The sequence below is a fragment of the Paenibacillus sp. GYB006 genome (assembly GCF_036577645.1).
Taxonomy (GTDB): domain Bacteria; phylum Bacillota; class Bacilli; order Paenibacillales; family Paenibacillaceae; genus Paenibacillus.
Genome location: NZ_JARBDA010000009.1, coordinates 40555 through 59968 on the forward strand (window position 1 = coordinate 40555; position 19414 = coordinate 59968).

A 19414-nucleotide genomic window follows, 5' to 3' on the forward strand; every position below is an offset into this window, starting at 1 on the left:
CCGTATGAGCGTGAGCCAACGTTGTGTACCTCCTTCTCAATCCGCACTGTTCGTTTCATATTCAAGCTTATAACTCGCCAAGTATTCAGCAAGGGCATCAATTTCTTCTGTCGTGAGTCCTAGATCACTAGGATTCGGCATTTCGTTGCCTGGTTTCACTTCTTGCGGATCATGAAGCCACTGTTTCATGTTATCTTCAACAGAAGCTCCCTCTTGGCCTTCACGTTCGTTCAGAAGCATACTGGCTACTGATTCTCTGCTGCCGATTCCTGTGAGATTCGGACCGACTGGAGTCCCTTGATCTCCCACAGCGTGACATGTTAGGCAGGCAGATCTGAATTTCTCTGCAAGCTGTTCATCTTCGGGAAGAACGGCCGGTGCTTTCATAGAAGCAACCCAGCTATCGAATTCTTCCGGGCTTACTGATTTGACTTTGAATTCCATGAAAGCATGAGATGGTCCGCATAACTCTGCGCACTTCCCCCGGTAAACGCCTTCATTCGGTGCGGAAAAATGGAACTTGTTTGTTGTCCCTTTTGTATCGTCATCCCCTGCAAAGTTGGTATCAATCTTACCGGAAAGGGATGGGACCCAGAAGGAATGAATTACGTCTTGACTGTCAAGGACAAAAGAAATCGTCTTGTTCGTTGGAATAATAAGATCTTGTGCGGTCGTCACACCCAAATCAGGATAACTAAATTCCCACCAGTATTGGTGAGCCGTTACTCTAACCTGAAGGGCATTTTTGTCTTTGGTGTAATCTTTACCGAGTGCGGAGAGCTGTCCAACCGTAGGAATAGCGAGTACAACAACAAGAATGAGCGGAATCACAGTCCAGATCACCTCAAGCTTGAAATTGCCTTCAACTTGTTCCGGTACTTCAGTCTGTCCTTTTTTGCGTCTGAACTTGACCAATACGTAAGCTGAGATGGCAAATACCACAAGCAATACGACGACCATGATCGTTATAGCAAGTTTCATCAAATCAAGCTGACCTTGTGCTACAGGACCTTGCGGGTTCATTACAGATAAATCCTCTCGACCACAAGCGGACAACAATAATAAAGAGAATGCTGTCAGTAAAAGGAGGATCCGTTTTCCGTACTGCCACCTTTTCATCACCTATCTACCCCACTTTTCCCGTTTTCGCTGATTACCATCTGGTTCCAGAAAGCGATTATTCTACCTGTTCTAGTACCTTTGTTGTAATCCTGTCAATTAATACAATCACTTATTAAATATAAGTTGACGTCAACTTTTTGTCAATCTTTAGACACATGTTCACAAATTGTTCACCAAGTCAAAAAAACCGCGCCACTGCCCGATTTGTGAACGATTTCAGTTTGATATAAACCGGAGTTTGTCCATTGTTTTCTTCCAATATACGGATAAAACGGGAGGATTCGAGCTATTTTTCCAATAGGTTAATTTATGTATATTAGTGCAAATAAATAGATATTAAACCTAGTATCATTTTATAGAGTCTAATCCCTATTCTATGCTGTCATGTGCATTTATCACGGAGCTTTATTGTATTTTTATCCATCATTTACCACAAAAAAGAAAACCCGCTTTGTGATAGAGCGGGATTCCTAACCACTTCCCTGCAACTTGGTAGTCTAGATCGTTAGAAGCAACGGACCATCCTTCGTAATCGCTACCGTGTGCTCATATTGAGCACCAATACTTCCATCTGCTGATCTAACGGTCCAGCCATCCTCTTCCCAATAAACAGCGCCTGTTCTTCCCATGGTCAGAACAGGTTCGACGGTAATCACCATACCCTCAACCAGCTTCATCCCTGTTCCCTTTTTTCCGTAAGGAAACACATCTGGCTGCTCGTGCATTAACCTGCCAATACCATGTCCTACAAGCGGTTTAACAATGCCGTAACGCCATAGTTTTACATTTTTCTCAATGGCGTATCCTATGTCCCCTATCGTTTTACCCGGCCTCGCTTCTTCAATACCGAGTAACATAGCTTTCTCGGTTCGACGAAGAAAACGCTGGGTTTTTGAATCGATTTTTCCGATGGCATAGGTCCACGCAGAGTCTGCGAGCCATCCATCCTTGTTAACAACCATATCAATGGTGACAACGTCACCTGATTTCAGCGGCTTTTCACTCGGAAATCCGTGACACACGATATCATTAACCGACGCGCAGGTTGCATAGGGATAACCTTTGTAGCCTTTTTGCTCAGGAACCGCTCCATTTCGAGCGAGAAAGGTTTCTACGAATTCATCAATCTCTTGGGTTGTCGTATCTGGGGCAAGTTTTCTCTCAATTTCACGATGGCATTCTTTTAAGATTCGTCCGGCCTCACGCATGTAACCGATCTCTTCTTTTGTTTTAAGCTTTACCGACATATGGCCGTCCCCCTCTATATTTATGGAATCTTTACCATATATATGCTGAGAAAGACGCAAAAAAAACCGCCTCTCTGTTTCAAATTCATCAGGGTGGCGGTTCTATAAACAACAAAGCAATATAATCAGCAAATACAACGGGAATGCCTTACAAAAAAACGAATCAGGAGACTGAGGAATTCAGTCTGGTTAATTCACGCTCAACTACAAGCGTCAGTTCCTCTTCATACCCTCCTGTTATCCGGTATTTTTTCACATACTCCTTCACGAATTTTTTAGGATCCTTCGGCCTGAATATACGAGTCATTTCCCGTAAACTTTCTTTGACCTCATTATGACCTTTTGTTGTCATGATAACTCCCTCCCAAAACGTTGAAAGTGAATGCTCCGTTTAGAGAATGCAAAAAGAAAGATCTAAATTGATACCATGAAGAAGTGTGCGCGGCAATATTCAGCTTTAGGCCGGGACTCCTGAGAAGACAGGTACCTGACACTATAATTACCCGATATGATTCCTTTTGAATCACACTTCCATTGTATCATATTCAAAGCAGTCGTACAGCTTTACAACTTTATAAAAAGTAATTAATTTACATTTTATCTACCAAAGTTCGAATTTTTGCCTCGGATGGCTTTCCTTTATGGTTATTGTCTCTCTACTTGGAATAATTATGTCTGAATCAGGTTACCTTAAAGCCAGAAGCCTGGCGCTTCACGATTTTTATGAAATAATGGTTACTATTTCTTTCAAGGAGGCATTCCAATCATGAGCGGAAAAGATAAGGAGATGCTCCCGATATCCAAGGAAACAGTTGAGGTTGACGGAGTTTATACAAATGAACGAGGACTTACAGAGCATCTTTACAGAGGTCAACATTTCCCATCGGATCCAGTATTGGGTGCTACAGAATGGGAATTAACTGAGTTTATGTTTGAGAATCATCATGAGGGGATCACCGATCCTAGACTGGTTCCTAAGGAAAATGACACAGATAAACAAGGAAAAATCACGAATCCAAGACGTCAGCAACAAGGCGGAGATCCTTCCTAATTTACTTTTATTAGGTGAGGTAAGTTTACTTCTATAGAAATTAGGGTATCCACTTAAGCCGCTTTGCCGGTTCACGGGGTACCCTAATTTATTTTTTTCTAATTTTTGTATCGGCGATTAATTTTCCTGTATCTGTTCAAATATCTCCTCCCCCGTCATATGCTAACTTATAGCACCTTGTACAAAGGGAGGAAGAACAATGTCTCCATTCAAATCATCTACAGGTCTTGATGAGAATATTGCTGCTGCAATATGCTACCTGTTCACCTTTATAGGAGCAATTGTGATGCTTGCACTGGAGAAACGAAGCCGATTTGTCATGTTTCATGCTCTGCAATCTTTGTTTGCTTTTGGCTTTATCGTAGTTGGACACATTCTAAGCGGGCTTGTTCCCTTATTTGGTCCGCTGCTCGCAGCTCTGTTATCTCTTCTCGGCTTTGTTATTTGGATTGTAATGTTAGTGACGACACTGCAAGGAAAGTGGCTAAAACTGCCTATTGTTGGGGATTTAGCTGATAAACAAATGCGTAAACTGTAATAGAGGATGTATCATCTCATTAAACACCTTAGTCTTTTATCAAAAAATGTGTAATGTAATTAAAAAGCCGGTTACATGATCTAAAAAGAGATCACGTAACCGGCTTTTGCTTTTTACATATGCATTAAGCTGCTTCTTCACCAGTAGACTTGGTTCCAGGGGCTTCTTTTGCCGGACCCAGCCCGTTAAAGATGAGATTCATGAAAATTGCCGTAAAGCTGCCGACTACAATTCCGTTGTTTAATAGAATCCCAGCCTCTTCTGGCAGCTGTGCGAATAAATCAGGAACGACCGTAACACCAAGTCCCATTCCCACAGAACAAGCGATAATCAGCAGATTCTCATATCGATTAAAGTCCACCTGTTCAGCAAGCATACGAATACCGGATGATACCACCATACCGAATAAAGCTACCGTAGCGCCGCCGAGTACCGAATGAGGAATCATCTGTGCGGTAGCTGCAATCTTCGGTACAAAACCAATGATAATAAGCAGTCCGCCTGCCACCGCGATGACGTCGCGCGTCTTTACGCGGCTCATTTGCAGAAGCCCTACATTCTGAGAATACGTTGTATAAGGGAATGAATTAAAAATACCGCCGACAACAATCGCAAGACCTTCTGCACGATATCCGCGGGCTAGATCTTTCGAGTTCAGATCTTTGTCCAAGATCTTACCCAGAGCCATAAACACACCTGTGGATTCTGCGATACTGACAATCGCAACCAGGATCATCGTCAGAACCGCAGAGATATTAAATTTGGGTGTGCCGAAGTGAAACGGCTCTGGTGCACGGAACCAGCTTGCTTCTAGCATTGGCGTCAAGTCTACCTTACCAAAGAAGCCGGCCACGATGGTACCTACAACAAGACCAAGCAGAATAGAAATAGATTGCAGGAAACCTTTTGTGAAACGATTCATGAGAATGATAAAAATAAGAACACCAAAACCGATACACAAATTCAGAATGCTCCCGAAATCGGCCTCATTTTGACCTCCCCCAAGATCGTTCAAAGCGGTTGGAATCAAGGTAAGGCCAATGATCGTTACTACCGACCCCGTTACAACAGGCGGAAAAAACCGGATCAGTTTACTGAAGAATCCGCCAAAAATCATAACGAATATTCCCGATGCGATAATCGCTCCGTAAATATAGGACATGCCAAAGTTTTTTCCAATTAGAATCATGGGAGCCACGGCTTGAAATGCACAACCGAGCATAACCGGCAGTCCGATACCAAAATATTTACCTCCCCAGACCTGCAATAACGTAGCAAGACCACAGGCCAGCAGGTCAATTGCAATGAGGTAAGTTAGTTCGGACGAAGATAATTCAAGCGCACTGCCCACGATCAGTGGAACAATAACGGCCCCGGCATACATAGCCAAAACGTGCTGAAGACCAAGTGAAAATGTCTTCGCTGGATGACGATGACGATCGAATATTCGTTCACGGGTCATTAGACTTGAACCTCATCTTCGGCAAAAGTAACCTGTCCATCCTTAAGTGCAGCAAGACGAACAAGTGACTCTACACGGTACCCTTTCTCTTTCAAAAGTTTACCCCCCGGCTGGAATGCCTTCTCGATCACGATACCAATGCCGACTACCTCTGCTCCCGCCTGTTCCACGATCCGAGCAAGTCCAAAAGCGGCTTCGCCGTTCGCTAGGAAATCATCAATAATAAGCACACGATCCCCTGGCTTCATAAATTTTTTGGCAACGGTAATTTCATTGGATTCCTGTTTTGTAAAAGAGTACACCTTCTCAACCAGAATATCTTCACGAAGAGTCAGTGATTTTTGTTTGCGTGCAAAAATAAGCGGTACTTCAAGCTCCAGTGCTGTCATAATGCCCGGTGCTATACCAGAGGATTCAATTGTCAGTACACGAGTGATTTCTTCTCCTTCAAATCTTCGCGTAAACTCACGGCCTACCTCTTTCATCAAGATCGGATCCATCTGATGGTTCAGGAAAGAATCCACCTTTAATACTTGATCCGACAATACAATTCCTTCATTTAATACTTTCTCTTTTAACAGCTTCATCATCTGTTCCTCCTTGGTGCTATCGTGTTTGTTATCTCTAAACGCAAAAAAGTCCCTTCTCTTCCACCGTCCCAACCGGCAGAAAAGCAAGGGAGAAGAACATAGGTATCTGATACAAGCAAAATTCCATCCCTAACTATCGTCAGAACTGACGGTACATTAGGGATAAGTCTCTTCTATCTATCGTAACCTTATATTAATTCTCCCGTAGTCCAATCATTTGCGGTGATCGGGTAGAGACATGCTGGCCTATTCCAGCACATATACGAGATAACGTAAGTGTATTTTGTAAATAATGTAAAGCGTCTCTTTATCTACCTGAATCCAGGTACAGACAGCTTATGTTAGGTCGATGGTAGAAGTATACCGAATTGATACTGCAAAAGAAAGTGTTATTTTCAGTATTTTTTTCACTTTTCGCTTTCCAAGAGAGTCTATCAGATGATTAAATAGATGAAGGTAGCGATAATACGATGTTAGGAGTGCATCTGCTTGAAAGGAATCATAAGTGAATTTAAAGAATTTGCCGTACGAGGGAATGTCATTGATTTGGCAGTTGGTGTCATTATTGGCGGGGCATTTGGAAAAATTATAACGTCTTTCGTTAACGATATACTCATGCCGCCGATCGGACTAATTCTAGGAAATCGCAGTTTTGAACAGCTGTTTTTACCGCTGGAAAAAGGGATTTTCACCCTTGAAGGAAGCAAATATACAACACTTGCAATGGCAGAAGAAGCCGCTATTCCCGTACTCCGGTACGGTCAGTTCATTAATATTGTTCTCGATTTTATGATTGTGGCGTTCTGCATCTTTATGTTCGTCAAGGCGATTAACCGATTTAAACGTAAAGAAGAACAACCCGAGCCGAAGAAAACGACACGGGCATGCCCTTATTGTATATCTGATATACCGCTTGAAGCGACACGCTGTTCATACTGCACATCCCTCGTTGAGCCAATTCATGAAACAGAAAAGGCAAAAGCTTAAAGCCCTGGGGATCTAGGAATGAGATTTTCGAGGATTTGTCTTAGATTTGCATCTTCCCGGTAGACTTCTTCCCCGGTATCGAGTTCTGTGACACGAATTCGAGTATACGGTTCATCCGGACGAACCGGTTTAAAAGTAAGATCATCTTTATTTTCAACCATGACATCAAATCCTATTTTTTTAAACATTGGGATCAATTGTTCTGTAGATGCTTCCTGTTTATCTCCGAGGATAATAAGACCTCTTAAGTGCTTGGTCTCTTCATTTTTGTAGATAACTTGAAAACGAACGATGCATTCCATTCTTTATCTCCCCCTTATTCGTTTAAACCTATATGATAACTACATTTCCCCAAACTGTATGTAATCATGCTAACAGAAAACTCAGTAAATCTGTAGTAAGACGTTATTATTACACGGGAGGTACCAAACTTATGATAATAGAAGAGCAATTTGATATCTACAATGAAGATGGAGAATGGATCGGCACCTCCCCCCGTTCTGAAGTACACGCAAAAGGATACTGGCATAAATCGTTTCACTGCTGGCTCATCCGAGATACAGAAGAAGGGCGTAAACTGCTTTTTCAAAAAAGGGTGAGCAGTAAGGATACCTTTCCTTCCTGCTATGATATTACCGCTGCAGGGCACCTCTCTGCAGGCGAAACGGTACAAGATGCCGCAAGAGAACTAGAGGAAGAACTAGGACTTGCTGTTCCCTACTCTCAGCTTACACCTCTGCTTGAGATAAAAGAGGAGTTATATGGTGAAGTAAACGGGATACCCTTCAAAGACCTAGAAATCAGCTCCGTATTTGGTTATCTTCATACTCAGCCGCTATATCAATATCATCTGCAGCAAAGTGAAGTACAAGGACTTTACGAAGCTCTTCTATCCGATCTGATGGAGTTGTTCGAGAATAAAGTATCAGAAGTGCAAGCAATTGGAATTCTTAGTCAGAACGAAGGTAATCCAGAAGCACTCTTCATGGAAACCATTAGAGCAGAACAGTTTGTGACAAGGCAGCCTAGTTACTACCTCACCATATTTGAGAAACTAAAGGAAATGAAAAGTTAACACAAAACAGGTAAAACCCTTCTTTATCCTTATTCGGATAGAAAAGAAGGGTTTTTTAGACGTTACCTATACTTATTCCAAATCTGTTCATAATGAGGACCATATCTACTTTGAATCTCCGGACCTAAATCTTGTTCCAATTCATACATAATGAGTTCCTGGGCAAAATATCCGAGAAGAAGGCGAATCATAACGGGATGTTCCGTTACAAGCCCTATGGGTTCTATTTCATCGCCGCGGCTGCCAAGCAGGCTCCACTTCCGGTCGATAATAAATGAAAAGGTTCGACCTTCAAATAGAGACGGAGTCTCTTGATCTGTAAATGGATGCCATCCAAAGAAGGGATTGTTTTCTGCATTCCCTGCATCACAGGACCATAGCAGCCTAACCCCTCGCTCTTCAGCATCCTTCAGCACATCGTGAAATAAGGAAGCTTCCTCCGAACACAGATCAATAATAATTTCATATTCGGCCCTGGCCATTTCCTTGGCAAGTATCTCCATGATCTGGCGGTCTCCTTGCAGCGTAATAAACCCAGGGGAGCCGGTCTTCTGTTTTGGCATTGCCTGCACAACATACCCAAGCGATTCTTGTACATGATTAGAAATGATATGTGCGAACTCCTCTGCAGGCAGCATGGTATACTTCGCAGGTTCACTGTCACTGCAACAGAGAATTCCGCGCGCATGCAGCCGCTGCAGCACTGCGTATACATTAGAGCGAGATGCCCCAAGCCGTTTGGACACTTCGTATCCGGAAGAAGCTCCTTCCTTTGACAAGTGCACCATGATTTTTGATTCCATCTCTGTAAATCCAAGACTTCTTAGATGCTGCAGCAACTGGTCCATATTCCTTAGTCCTCCCATGCTGTTCAGGAACGTTGATGCTTATGTTTATAGGGTCACCCCGCAGATTAGATCTGTTCCGCTCCGCAATGCGGACACCATTTAGAGCCTTTTGGCAGCTCCGCAGCACAAATCTGACACTTTACGGTTTCTCGCGGAAGTTCCGTTTCTACCTTTTCTTGGTGCTGATTGTTTTCTTTCCAGTACCTTATACGCTCATCCAGTTCCTGCTGCCTTTCGCTTTCGCGTTGCATCTCTTCCAAGCGTCTGCGTTCCCACTCTGCGTCAAACTCTTCTTTTTCTTCCGGCAGGAAGTCTCCTAGATCGTAATTTTCACTAGGAATCTCTTCCTCAGACAAAAGCAGATCCGGGAAAAGCTCTTCCTCTTCTATCTCTTCTTCAGCAACGGTAGCTGCTGCTTCCGGTTTAGCTTGTGCATGCGCTACCGGAGCTGACTTCTCGTTTCCTGTTAAAGCACGGCCGCATTTTGGGCAGAAATTAGCATCCAGATCCGATACATGACCACAGACGCAAACCCGCTCGTTTTTGAGTAGAGCAATCTTCTCGCGCAATTCATCAATCTCATCCTGAAGCGTGTCGCAATCTGCCGAAAGTTCCATCATTCTTTCTTCTGCTAAAGACATATCTTGTGCACGATACCCTTCGTAGAAGATGCGGCCCATTTCTGTATAGTTCACGGACATGTCGTGCTTGATGTTCGCAATTTGCGAATTGATTTTGTTAATCTCTACAGCATGCTGCGCCTTTTCAGTCGCACGCCCTGCCCCGTCTTTAATTCGTTGTAAAAAGTTCATGCGATTAATTCCTCCTCATTCCATGTAACAAGTTGCACTTTGCAAACATTGCAGCTTATAGCTTTCAGTACCTTATTACAGCAATAACACCCTATGCTAAACTTTACCGTCAAATTATACCGTATACTTCGCTTGAATTGATAGTTTCGGTATAATAGAGAACAGTCTGTTACATGCAGACAAGTAACCATCTTATATGTAATCACCCTAAAGTTTATCAATCATCAGATGTTTTTATGACTCTATCATACCAAATTTACAACCCTCTTGTGAAAAGGGCAATGTTTTACTTTGATTTTAGATGAGGTGTACACCATTTATGTATAGCACAAATCCTATATTTTATCCTCGCCCTTTAGGGGTCCCATCGAGTGCCCGAATGCCTAAGGCGAAAGAAGCGCCCGAACAAACAAGCCTGGAACTCGTTCGTGATACGGACCCGGATGCCGAATACTTCCGATCTTTGGAAGAGGCCGGTATTCTACTGAATGGTCCACAGATTAAAGCCGTAAGGCATGGCGACGGTCCTATTTTAACTTTAGCAGGAGCTGGTTGCGGTAAAACGACCGTGCTTGCTGCAAGAGCCGGCTATCTTATTAAAGTTCGAAACGTACCTGCAGGCAGTATTCTGCTCGTTACTTTTACCAGCAAGGCAGCCTCCGAGATGAAATCTCGTATTTCGACGCTCCCTGGCATTCGCTCTGCTGCTGCGCGAGCGGTACAAGCGAGAACCTTCCACTCTTTTGCCTTGATGCTGCTGCGTCACTACGGGGTAACGGAAGATATTTTTGGTGACATGAGAGCACAGCATACCGTCATTAAAATGATTCAGCGTAAACATGGATTAAGCGATGCATTTCAGCCGGAAAGCCTGCTCTCCTCCCTCTCTTCCTGGAAGATGGAAGGAAAACGGACCGAAGATCTTCCGGAGACGTCCCAAGAAGAAAGAGACGTTAAACAGATTCTTACCGGGTATGAAGCATGGAAAAAAGAACGTCACAAGATGGACTTTGATGATATTTTGCTGCGGGCTGCGGAACTGTTAAACGATCCTGCCATTCTGCGTCCGCTTCAGAAACGATTCCAATATATTATGGTGGATGAATTTCAAGATACCAACAGTCTTCAGTACGAGATTGTACGTAAACTTGCAGCTTCCCACCGGAACCTGATGGTAGTCGGAGATGACGACCAGACGATATACACCTTTAATGGAGCAAGACAAGAAGCGATCCTTGATTTTGATAAAGTCTATCCTCGGGCATCCATCGTTACGCTGGATATTAATTACCGTTCCGATGCTCGCATTCTTGGTCTTGGCACAGAGATTGTACGTTATAACAAAAAACGCCGGTATAAGAAATTAGTGTCCGCTGGTAAGCCTGGGTATCAGCCATTGTTTGCCACTCCTTCTGGAGTGGAAGAAGAGGCGGCGATGGTCGTCAATCATATTCAGGAGATTATAGAAGAAGCACAGCTTTCGTACCAAGATATTGCGATTCTGCACCGGACAGCAAGCAGCAGCCGTGCTATTTTTGAACAGCTTGTCCTAAAAGAGATTCCATTTGTACAATATGGGGCTACCCCTGTCTTCTATGATCAGACTTTAGTGAAGCCGCTGATGGATCACCTAAGGTTATCTCTTCACCCGCGTAATTTTGATGCGATTCCAAGTACACTCGGGCCTTTATATATCTCGCGCGAAGCAGGTCTCGAATACTTGGCAGGACAAGAGAAGCTGCAGCCTAAAAAATATCCGCTCATTCATTTTTCGAGATGGGATCGTCTGAAACCTTTTCAGCAAGAACAGGTTAAAGAACGAATTAAACTGATTAAGCAGCTGCAGACGATGACTCCGCTTGCGGCGATTCAGGAAATGCGCAGACAGTTCTACGATTCGTATCTTGAGAGCGGCGATCCAAGTATCTACACGCACTATAAAGAAACGATTATGGAAACACTGGATGAGCTCGAGGCATCTGTAAAACGGTTTGAGACCGTGGAGAGTTTTATCACTTTTGCAGACGAACTATCGAGAAGACATAAAGAGATGGAAGCTCTTCAAGCAGCCAATGAGGATGCAGTACAGCTGATGACGATTCACCGGGCCAAAGGACTTGAATTCCCTTGTGTATACTGGATTGGTGCTAGTGAAGGGATTCTGCCGCATAGTTCCGCTCTGACCAAAGAAGTGCCCGAAGACCGAAAAGCGGCACTGACGGGCGCAGCTGCCAAAGAAGTGGACGAAGCTCTGCTTGAAGAGGAACGCAGACTTGCTTATGTTGCTGTCACGCGCGCGAAGCAGCGCTTGTTCATTACCTCTCCTGCTAGTCAGCATGGTAAGCCGGCTCCTGTCTCCAGATTTCTACTGGAAGCCTTCGGTGTTAAAGATACAGGCCACAAGAAACAGAGTGCCAAAGAACGTTTAAATACGGATAAAGACCGCTTCCACTCGAAAAGCAAGGTACACAGCTCTTCTTCCTCCCTTATGAAAGGAAGCTCGCAGCGGATGGAAACCGTTCCGGTATGGTCATGCACATCAGATACCTGTCCTGCCTGGATTCGTCAGCACTCCGGTAAACCGAAGGAGGAAGCGCCCCCTTGCCCGCTCTGTAAATCAAAAATGAAAAAAACGATGCGGGAAGTACCTGCTTTACCGAGACATCTGAAGTAATCTATCTATGCGGATGATTCATCCCCTGTCCTATTAGTGTATAAAACAGGTAAATTGTCTTTTATCTGGATATATGAGATAGAAAGGGGAAAGAGCCAATGGACACTTATTACGTTTCCATCACACAGCAGCTCATTCATCAAGAACCGATTGAATCGGGTGACTATGAGGTAAAGCTGACTCAAGATGAACTTGCCCAAATGCAGGATCTGATGTTATCGATTAGCAAAGAGGACGAATATACGTTTCAGCGCACACCGGTTCCATACAAATCTGCAGATCATGATGATGCAAATGAGCAATTTACGGACCGCATTCAAGAACTGTATCAACTTATTTATGACACGGGAACGGAGCAAACGAAGGCAATGATTCGTCAGCAAAAGGTGCTGAATAAGCTAGATCACACAGATTACAAGGATACGGGTTATGAAGATTCCCCCCTTAATAAGTAGGGAAATAAATTAGAAGAATAATGAGGTCCGGTTCATGATTATGAATCGGGCTTTTTCATGTTTCCGCAAAAATAACCTGCCATGAATCTCCCAGTCGGTTCTAATCCCTATTTTCTTGTAATAATTAAAAGTAACCGCTTTAAGCTGACACTTGGATTCGCATCTTCGTCGTATTCGTGATTTATCCAGTAGATGTCGTCAATAAGATTTACATCATACTGACAAGGATGTGAGATGAACATGACTTCATTTTCGCGAAAATGTGGATTACTTTGTTTGGTGTTCTTCCTCGTTACGATGCTCCTCCCCTCTCTTCCCGTAAAAGCTGCCGCCCGTTTGACCTTTGATTCTCATCAGGATGAACAGAACGTTTCCCCAGGAGCCCTGGAACTTCATGGTACGTACACAGATGTATTCGACGTCGAAATTGTGGTCAATGGTCAATTGGTAAATGACGTTCACATGGATGATCCTGATGCTGATAACAGGGGAACATGGTCTTATTCATTAGATACGTCCTCATTAGACGGCTCTATTGAGATTGCGCTCAAATCCAAAGATATCGGAACGAGATACGGGATTTGGTCCCCTTTTATTCATCTCAACGTAGATAATCCAGCCGCGAGTGTACCCGAAGTACGTATTGTAAGTCCGGGCGAAACAGATGCTCCCCTACCTCGTGACAAAGGTGCCATTCCCATTCATATTTCTGCAGAAGGCAAAAATACGATCACTCAGGTTGAACTTCGGGTTAATGGAGGTCCTTGGGAACCTGCTGCTTACAAGGAAGGAGAAGGATTTTATAAATATGCTTGGGAAGTTGCACATCTAAACAAAAAACAAAAGTATAGCCTGGAGGCAAGGGCAACAGATCAGAACGGGAACACAGGATACAGTCTCACTACCTATCTAGCGCCCAATCCACAAGCCATCGGTCAAGGTAACTCCTCCTCTAATTCTGGAGAAACCGAGCCTCTTCCCATTCAAGATCGAGCGATCTGGATCTGGGAAACGGCATCCTATCATCTGATACTGAATCCAAATTCCTGGGATACTTTTGCTGAATTCACTTCCGATACTACTACTTTTAGTGACCGTCCCATCACCACACTCTATCTAGGCGTTGACCGTTATAATGGAGCTTCGATGCTAGAAGATTACCGTGAAGAAGTACAGCAGTTTGTCACTTGGGCACATGATAACGGGTATAAAGTACAGGCGCTGATTGCTGGCGGCACAACACCACCCTACTATGGAGCTTACGAGAGATATCGCACCCAAGCGGTTCGGGAATTTGAAAAAGTACTGAACTATAATATGGCTTCTGAAGCTTCCGCTAAGTTTGATGGCATTAATCTCGATACCGAGCCGTATATCCTGCCTGATTTTAAGACGGAAAAACCTTCTGTCCAGATCCAGTATCTTGATATGCTCGCTGCACTGATGGAACGGAAACATGCTGCGGGTATCACTTTCCCAGTGGGCGCAGCCATTCCAAGATGGTATGACAGTTCAGCTGATGCCAGTGCGATTCCGTGGAAGGGATCAACAAAATGGCTGTCCGAACACATTCAGGATACAGCTGATTATATTTCTATTATGAATTACCGTGATCAGGCAGACGGAAGTGCAGGTATTATCCAACAAGCACTTGGGGAAATTGCATACGCGGAATCCATAGGCAAGCCAAACTCCGTCATCATCGGTGTAGAAACCAAAGATATTGCCGATGGCGGAGATCCCGAAACGATCAGCTTCCATGAGGAAGGCAGAACCTTTATGGAGGATGAGCTGAATAAAGTGTATGCGGCTATGCAAGAGAGCCCGGCGTTTGGCGGAATCGCCATTCACCACTACACCTCGTTCATCGACTTCCCAAGTAAGTGGGGACCGGGAGGAATCAAGTGGTCTCCTCCATCGGATTCGGAACCCCCAAGCACAGTCAGCGGTAACCTCTCCGCGATAACTTTTGATCACGAACGGATTGATGTGCGTTATGGTATGGCATTCGACAACTCCGCAGTGAATGACTACCGGATCTACCGGAGCACAGAACCTGATTTTACAACGGGACCTCTTACTTATGCAGGAACAGCCAAAGGATTATCTTACAAAGATAAAGGACTGCTTGCAGATACCACTTATTATTACAAAATCACAGCGGTCGATTTGCAGGGAAATGAAGGTTCCCCTAGCGAAGCTATCTCTGCGACAACGGCGTCTTCTACGCTGAAACCGATGATTATTGATGAAATGACATTTGAATACACAGGAGGCAAGGCTATCGTAACCTTACGAGTCGTGGATCTTGAAACCGGGACACCGCTTAGTGCAGAGGTTAGCGGCCGATTCACTCAGATGGCTGGAAAATACGTTACTGCCAAGACTACATCAAACGGGGTATTCCAATCCTCTTCCGAAACGGTAAGTGCTCCTTCCGGAGAGATTGGATTCCAGCCTCGCCGGATTATGGCACCTGGGTATTATTGGGCCAGCAGTTATGACACACTTCCTTATACCACGGTAGTTTGGGAGCCATAGCGTTCTATGATGGTAAAATAAATAAGGGAGCCTGGAGCTGTAAAGCCCGGGCTCCTTTATGTTCCTTTCTTTGTGGCATTCATCTATTTCTCGCAAGTTGGTTTATAAATCCTTATACCCATATTTTTATATAACAGTATATAATTCGATCGAAAAGTTGGTGTAGTTTATAATATCTACCAATTGTTAAGGAGGAAAAAATATGAATAAAAAAGTGTGGATCACAGCTTTTATCGCTTCATTTGCACTACTGTACATCATATTTGGTTTTTGGATTGCGAAAGATACTAACATTATTCTGGATAAAGCCATGGCAGCAGATCGTAATGATCAAGAATATATGGATCCGTCTGTCTTAAATAGAATAAATCCGATTACAAGTGGTGCGACTACTGCTGACTTTTCCTATGACTCTTCCAAACACAAAGTAGGTATCGTGTTTCCGCTCCATTTCTTTTTTGTTTCTAAAGTATTTGTAACTCACGAATACGATCAGCCTGACTTCGGATTTAAGGAACCGCTGACCATGGATTTGAAGCTTACGAATGGGCATTGGTATGCTACGAATGTGAAAATTGAACCCTAAAGTTCAAGGTTTTTTCTTGGGAAGAAACTACCTCTATAGGAGCCAGTTTCTCTTCGATTGGTCCTTTGGAATACACAGGGTTAAAGTCGTTTTTGGAGAAATAAACAACCTCACTCATCAGATACACTGGTGAATAAGGTTAAAGAATACCATACTAACACTACTCTTCTGTCACAATATTAACGGTCATATTCTTCGTACCGAAAGAAACATATGAATTTTTTATTTTTTTGTCTAAAAATGGTAATGTTATTCCAATAAAGTCCCTCTTTCCCGCTTCCCCTCATACAGGCCGAGTTTTTCATTTAGATTGTTATCTGAATTACTGTTCATTATTTCTGAACAGGTTAATTATATACTAAGTATCCAAAGGACCAACTTCATGTATAGGATCACTTACTCCATGCAACCTTGCTCCATATTTTCCGTCTAGAAGATGTCATCATCTTATGACAAAAACATCAGTGAAGGAGAGAAGACACATGAACAAACGAATGAAAACCGGTGTAGCTGCTGCAGCTTTAACTATTGCTCTAGGAGGTAGTTCCCTCTACGCATACGCCGACGCCAGCGCTCCAGTGCCGATCTCAAGCAACCTTAAACAGGCATACACTATCACGGTAAATGGACAAGCAATCGAAGATGGTTACCAATTATCAACAGCCGATCAACCGATGATTCCTGTCCGTTCTCTGGCAGAAGCACTTGGAATGGAAGTAAAGTGGGTACCAGACACTAAAGCAAGTGAGCTTACCAAAGGAATTAAGTGGACCTCCATTATGACAGGGGAAGATGCTTATAATGTAAATAAGATGCTTGTTCGTTTAGGCCAAGCTCCTGAAATAGTAAATAACACGCAGTATGTACCTTTGAACTTTGTCAGCGAGGTTCTGTACGGTAACGTAGCGGTAGAAGGGAGTCAAATTATAATTACTACAGATCAAGCTAATGCTTCAGAGCAAGAAGTAACAGAAGCAAGCGGAATTATCACATCCTTATCATCCGAAGAAGGCAGACAATCCGTTCATATCAATGGAAATGGTGCAAAAGGAATCGTTCTTCATGTGAGTGAAGATACGAAGTTTGCACTTGCAAACGGAGATGCACTTGAATTTAAAGATCTCAAAGTCGGCGATCAGGTTGAAGCGGAGCATGCGATGTTTGCAACCCTTAGTCTTCCTCCGCAATCACCGGTATACAAGATCACTGTAACCGAACAAGCAAAAGCGGATCTTGTTATCGCGGAAGGTGCGATTAGTGAAGTAACAACTTCGGATACTGGTGAACGCAGCATCCTCCTGAAAGGTCAGGGTGTAGACGAAACGCCAGCTAGCGGTATCGTATTTAACATCAGTTCAGAAACAAAAGTAGTAGATACCAAAGGAGAAGCAATTGATCCTTCTACACTTAAGGAAAAAGACTATGTAATTGGCGTTTATAATGGCATTACGACTCGCAGCCTTCCTCCTATTGCGAACGCGATGAAACTGGTTGTAGAACAAGCAGCCGAATAGGAAATTCATAGAAACATTGTATTCGAACCAGACATAATAGACAGGATTTATACTTATCCTTCTATGCGTATATTCAAAAAGGCAGCCTCTCAGGGCTGCCTTCTTCTATTTTTTATTCAACTTACAATTTAATATTCGCTTCATCAAAGTACTCTTCCAGTGTAAGACCGCTCTCTGCGATATCCGGTGCTAACTCTTTACCTACATAGCGGATATGCCATGGCTCGTATACATAACCAGTGATATCTTCCCGGTCTTTGAGATAACGAATCACAAAGCCGTATTCCGGCGCATGTTCTTCCAGCCACTTGCCTTCTTCTGAGTCGCCAAACACTTCTTCGATTACATTGCCGACACTTGGACTGGATACATCAATGGCAAGTCCTGTCTGATGTTCACTGTAGCCTGGTTTCGCACTTACTCTTGCCGCATATTCTTCACCGTTACGCTCTACACTGCTGTTATACACAGAAACTTGCCGTTCGTATGAGCGATAGCCAGACACCGCTCGAAGTTCTATACCATCTTCCTCTGCTGCAGCAAATAATTCTTCAAGGGCAGCTGCCGCTTCCTTCCGTAAATGACGTTTCTCATGAGGCCCGTCAAAGGAGAAAGGAACATTCGGTTCAACCAAATCATCCGGTTCATACCCTTCCGGCAGACTCCGCTCTTTATTCACGATGACCGTCACTGCTTCCGCATTGGTTACAACACTTCGGTCACCTTCCTGCTGAATACTGCTCTGCAGTGAACTTTGTGCACGCAAAGCCATGACGCTGTCTGTTTCTGTATCTCCTTCACCGGTTTCTATACCGTCCGTATTGTCATCTGTTCCATCTGGGGTTACTTCCACAGAAGTATTACCTGTCGCCGGAGCATTCAGGTTTTGTCCTTCCTGCTGGCCTTGTCCACCTACTTCACAGCCCGTGAGTAGAACGGTGCTGACCAACAGTGTAGACAGCAGAGCAATTGTCCAGCGGTGTCTTTTCATCTTCGTCGTTATCATCTATTACTCTCCCCCATCCACATATAGCTTGTCCATGCTCTATTGTAGACTAAAAATAAACAGAGCAAAAGAACGCTGACGCCTCCTGACAATGATTGTCATGAGACACAGATCTCTTATGCTCTGTCATGATCCTATTTACTTCGTCTTGCTCCCAGACTTTGTCTGTGCTGAATGGGGTGCCCATTCTGTCGCCCGCTTGGACATCTGTTCTCGTAAATGGGTCAGCGCAGCATCCGTAGGTGCCTGAGGCAGCAAAGATGCAAGTTTTGGAGGAGGCGTCATTTTGGAAGGCGCCTTCAGGCGCAGCTCCACCTCCGTCAGCCGATGGCCAGGCTTGTGGAGCGCGCTGTCTTGGACACTCTCCGCGATGTAATCCATGATCGCGGAGACGTTGCCACCTGCTCGGGCAGCCGGTCGCTGCAACAGTGCTGCCCCAGGCAGTGCTTTCCCTTCTGATTCGGCTGCCCAAGAGCCGAATACACTGTCAAGGAGCGCCGTGCGTGTAATGCCTAGCAGGCTTAAGAGGGCCAGCGGCTCACGGGCTGCCCAGGAAGCGGCTGCTATTCTAGCCGCTTCTGCATGTTCGCATACTTCGCTCTCACAGGTGCAGGTCACCTGCATCTCGGTAGCGAAGGGGATTAGAATTGCCGCTTCTTCAGGCGGCAACGGCTTATTTTCCATCAGTGTGTACACAAGATATGCAGACTCTGCTAACTGCTCAAGCAAAGTTTTTTTCTCAATGTCATCAAGGGGGTTCACATGCCCTTTGCATTCCACATTGTTATCTTCCGAATCCCTCACTGCACTAGATACGATTGCCTTCCATCCGTGAGGCTCCAGCTGAAATTCCTTCACTTCGATGTTCACCTTCACCTCACCCTTTCCTAAATCAAAATCCACGAC

The 19414-nt window shown here is 44.1% G+C and carries 19 protein-coding genes and 1 riboswitch; of the genes, 9 read left to right on the top strand and 10 right to left on the bottom strand.

Annotated elements, in window-relative coordinates; all coding sequences use genetic code 11:
• Positions 1–36: 36 nt before the first annotated feature.
• The 3 genes from coxB to PV403_RS18055 form a co-directional block, all read right to left on the bottom strand.
• On the bottom strand, positions 37–1122 hold the full coding sequence (coxB, locus tag PV403_RS18045) for a cytochrome c oxidase subunit II (protein ID WP_213534965.1): 1086 nt from the start codon (positions 1120–1122) through the stop codon (positions 37–39).
• Positions 1123–1619: 497 nt separating this feature from the next.
• Positions 1620–2369 carry a type I methionyl aminopeptidase gene (map, locus tag PV403_RS18050; protein ID WP_213534966.1) on the bottom strand — a complete coding sequence of 250 codons (750 nt, stop codon included), beginning with the start codon at positions 2367–2369 and terminating at the stop codon, positions 1620–1622.
• 163 nt (positions 2370–2532) lie between these two features.
• On the bottom strand, positions 2533–2721 hold the full coding sequence (locus PV403_RS18055) for a hypothetical protein (RefSeq protein WP_332085509.1): 189 nt from the start codon (positions 2719–2721) through the stop codon (positions 2533–2535).
• Positions 2722–3135: 414 nt separating this feature from the next.
• On the opposite strand from PV403_RS18055, the gene PV403_RS18060 reads away from it, so the two are divergent.
• Positions 3136–3420 carry a transposase gene (locus PV403_RS18060; protein WP_213534968.1) on the top strand — a complete coding sequence of 95 codons (285 nt, stop codon included), beginning with the start codon at positions 3136–3138 and terminating at the stop codon, positions 3418–3420.
• A 199-nt stretch (positions 3421–3619) separates the two neighbouring features.
• Positions 3620–3958 carry a DUF4870 domain-containing protein gene (locus PV403_RS18065; protein WP_213534970.1) on the top strand — a complete coding sequence of 113 codons (339 nt, stop codon included), beginning with the start codon at positions 3620–3622 and terminating at the stop codon, positions 3956–3958.
• A gap of 124 nt (positions 3959–4082) precedes the next feature.
• On the opposite strand, the gene PV403_RS18070 is transcribed toward PV403_RS18065, so the two are convergent.
• Together PV403_RS18070 and PV403_RS18075 are read right to left on the bottom strand one after the other, a co-directional pair.
• Positions 4083–5420: a nucleobase:cation symporter-2 family protein gene (locus PV403_RS18070; RefSeq protein WP_332085510.1), complete on the bottom strand. Its 1338-nt coding sequence runs from the start codon at positions 5418–5420 to the stop codon at positions 4083–4085.
• Positions 5420–6007, bottom strand: coding sequence for a xanthine phosphoribosyltransferase (locus PV403_RS18075; protein ID WP_213534974.1), 588 nt, complete (start codon positions 6005–6007; stop codon positions 5420–5422). Before PV403_RS18075 ends, PV403_RS18070 begins: the two co-directional genes overlap by 1 nt.
• A 188-nt stretch (positions 6008–6195) precedes the next feature.
• Positions 6196–6296, bottom strand: a riboswitch (purine riboswitch).
• A 197-nt stretch (positions 6297–6493) separates the two neighbouring features.
• On the opposite strand from PV403_RS18075, the gene mscL reads away from it, so the two are divergent.
• The gene (mscL, locus tag PV403_RS18080; RefSeq protein ID WP_332085571.1) at positions 6494–6997 is read left to right on the top strand and encodes a large conductance mechanosensitive channel protein MscL; all 504 of its coding nucleotides are present in this window, start codon (positions 6494–6496) and stop codon (positions 6995–6997) included.
• Here the strand turns inward: mscL and PV403_RS18085 are convergent.
• On the bottom strand, positions 6994–7299 hold the full coding sequence (locus tag PV403_RS18085; RefSeq protein WP_332085511.1) for a hypothetical protein: 306 nt from the start codon (positions 7297–7299) through the stop codon (positions 6994–6996). The genes mscL and PV403_RS18085 overlap by 4 nt on opposite strands.
• Before the next feature lie 131 nt (positions 7300–7430).
• Here PV403_RS18085 and PV403_RS18090 point away from each other — a divergent pair, with 131 nt between their 5' ends.
• On the top strand, positions 7431–8072 hold the full coding sequence (locus PV403_RS18090) for an NUDIX hydrolase (RefSeq protein ID WP_332085512.1): 642 nt from the start codon (positions 7431–7433) through the stop codon (positions 8070–8072).
• A 62-nt stretch (positions 8073–8134) separates the two neighbouring features.
• Here the strand turns inward: PV403_RS18090 and PV403_RS18095 are convergent, their stop codons facing one another.
• Positions 8135–8920, bottom strand: coding sequence for a TrmB family transcriptional regulator (locus PV403_RS18095; RefSeq protein WP_332085513.1), 786 nt, complete (start codon positions 8918–8920; stop codon positions 8135–8137).
• 65 nt (positions 8921–8985) lie between these two features.
• A complete protein-coding gene (locus PV403_RS18100; protein ID WP_332085514.1) occupies positions 8986–9732 on the bottom strand; it encodes a zinc ribbon domain-containing protein in 747 nt (248 codons plus the stop codon).
• A gap of 319 nt (positions 9733–10051) precedes the next feature.
• Here PV403_RS18100 and PV403_RS18105 point away from each other — a divergent pair, with 319 nt between their 5' ends.
• From PV403_RS18105 to PV403_RS18125, 5 genes are all read left to right on the top strand, one after another.
• Positions 10052–12406, top strand: a complete 2355-nt coding sequence (locus PV403_RS18105) for a UvrD-helicase domain-containing protein (protein WP_332085515.1) — start codon at positions 10052–10054, stop codon at positions 12404–12406.
• Positions 12407–12504: 98 nt separating this feature from the next.
• Positions 12505–12861 carry a hypothetical protein gene (locus PV403_RS18110; protein ID WP_332085516.1) on the top strand — a complete coding sequence of 119 codons (357 nt, stop codon included), beginning with the start codon at positions 12505–12507 and terminating at the stop codon, positions 12859–12861.
• 240 nt (positions 12862–13101) lie between these two features.
• On the top strand, positions 13102–15402 hold the full coding sequence (locus PV403_RS18115) for a fibronectin type III domain-containing protein (protein ID WP_332085517.1): 2301 nt from the start codon (positions 13102–13104) through the stop codon (positions 15400–15402).
• 202 nt (positions 15403–15604) lie between these two features.
• The gene (locus PV403_RS18120) at positions 15605–15988 is read left to right on the top strand and encodes a hypothetical protein (protein ID WP_332085518.1); all 384 of its coding nucleotides are present in this window, start codon (positions 15605–15607) and stop codon (positions 15986–15988) included.
• 482 nt (positions 15989–16470) lie between these two features.
• Positions 16471–17502: a copper amine oxidase N-terminal domain-containing protein gene (locus tag PV403_RS18125; protein WP_332085519.1), complete on the top strand. Its 1032-nt coding sequence runs from the start codon at positions 16471–16473 to the stop codon at positions 17500–17502.
• Positions 17503–17623: 121 nt separating this feature from the next.
• Here the strand turns inward: PV403_RS18125 and PV403_RS18130 are convergent, their stop codons facing one another.
• Entirely contained in the window at positions 17624–18493 is an 870-nt protein-coding gene (locus tag PV403_RS18130) for a M15 family metallopeptidase (RefSeq protein ID WP_442951775.1), read from the bottom strand.
• 153 nt (positions 18494–18646) lie between these two features.
• Positions 18647–19384 carry a hypothetical protein gene (locus PV403_RS18135; RefSeq protein WP_332085521.1) on the bottom strand — a complete coding sequence of 246 codons (738 nt, stop codon included), beginning with the start codon at positions 19382–19384 and terminating at the stop codon, positions 18647–18649.
• Positions 19385–19414 lie beyond the last annotated feature (30 nt).

Excerpts from the sequence above, each read along its gene's own strand:
- PV403_RS18075 (WP_213534974.1), bottom strand. The coding sequence starts at position 6,007 with ATGAAGCTGTTAAAAGAGAAAGTATTAAATGAAGGAATTGTATTGTCG.
- PV403_RS18065 (WP_213534970.1), top strand. The coding sequence starts at position 3,620 with ATGTCTCCATTCAAATCATCTACAGGTCTTGATGAGAATATTGCTGCT.
- PV403_RS18130 (WP_442951775.1), bottom strand. The coding sequence starts at position 18,493 with ATGAAAAGACACCGCTGGACAATTGCTCTGCTGTCTACACTGTTGGTC.
- PV403_RS18120 (WP_332085518.1), top strand. The coding sequence starts at position 15,605 with ATGAATAAAAAAGTGTGGATCACAGCTTTTATCGCTTCATTTGCACTA.
- PV403_RS18095 (WP_332085513.1), bottom strand. The coding sequence starts at position 8,920 with ATGGACCAGTTGCTGCAGCATCTAAGAAGTCTTGGATTTACAGAGATG.
- PV403_RS18125 (WP_332085519.1), top strand. The coding sequence starts at position 16,471 with ATGAACAAACGAATGAAAACCGGTGTAGCTGCTGCAGCTTTAACTATT.
- map (WP_213534966.1), bottom strand. The coding sequence starts at position 2,369 with ATGTCGGTAAAGCTTAAAACAAAAGAAGAGATCGGTTACATGCGTGAG.
- PV403_RS18070 (WP_332085510.1), bottom strand. The coding sequence starts at position 5,420 with ATGACCCGTGAACGAATATTCGATCGTCATCGTCATCCAGCGAAGACA.
- PV403_RS18085 (WP_332085511.1), bottom strand. The coding sequence starts at position 7,299 with ATGGAATGCATCGTTCGTTTTCAAGTTATCTACAAAAATGAAGAGACC.
- PV403_RS18055 (WP_332085509.1), bottom strand. The coding sequence starts at position 2,721 with ATGACAACAAAAGGTCATAATGAGGTCAAAGAAAGTTTACGGGAAATG.
- PV403_RS18105 (WP_332085515.1), top strand. The coding sequence starts at position 10,052 with ATGTATAGCACAAATCCTATATTTTATCCTCGCCCTTTAGGGGTCCCA.
- PV403_RS18110 (WP_332085516.1), top strand. The coding sequence starts at position 12,505 with ATGGACACTTATTACGTTTCCATCACACAGCAGCTCATTCATCAAGAA.
- PV403_RS18090 (WP_332085512.1), top strand. The coding sequence starts at position 7,431 with ATGATAATAGAAGAGCAATTTGATATCTACAATGAAGATGGAGAATGG.
- PV403_RS18100 (WP_332085514.1), bottom strand. The coding sequence starts at position 9,732 with ATGAACTTTTTACAACGAATTAAAGACGGGGCAGGGCGTGCGACTGAA.
- PV403_RS18060 (WP_213534968.1), top strand. The coding sequence starts at position 3,136 with ATGAGCGGAAAAGATAAGGAGATGCTCCCGATATCCAAGGAAACAGTT.
- PV403_RS18115 (WP_332085517.1), top strand. The coding sequence starts at position 13,102 with ATGACTTCATTTTCGCGAAAATGTGGATTACTTTGTTTGGTGTTCTTC.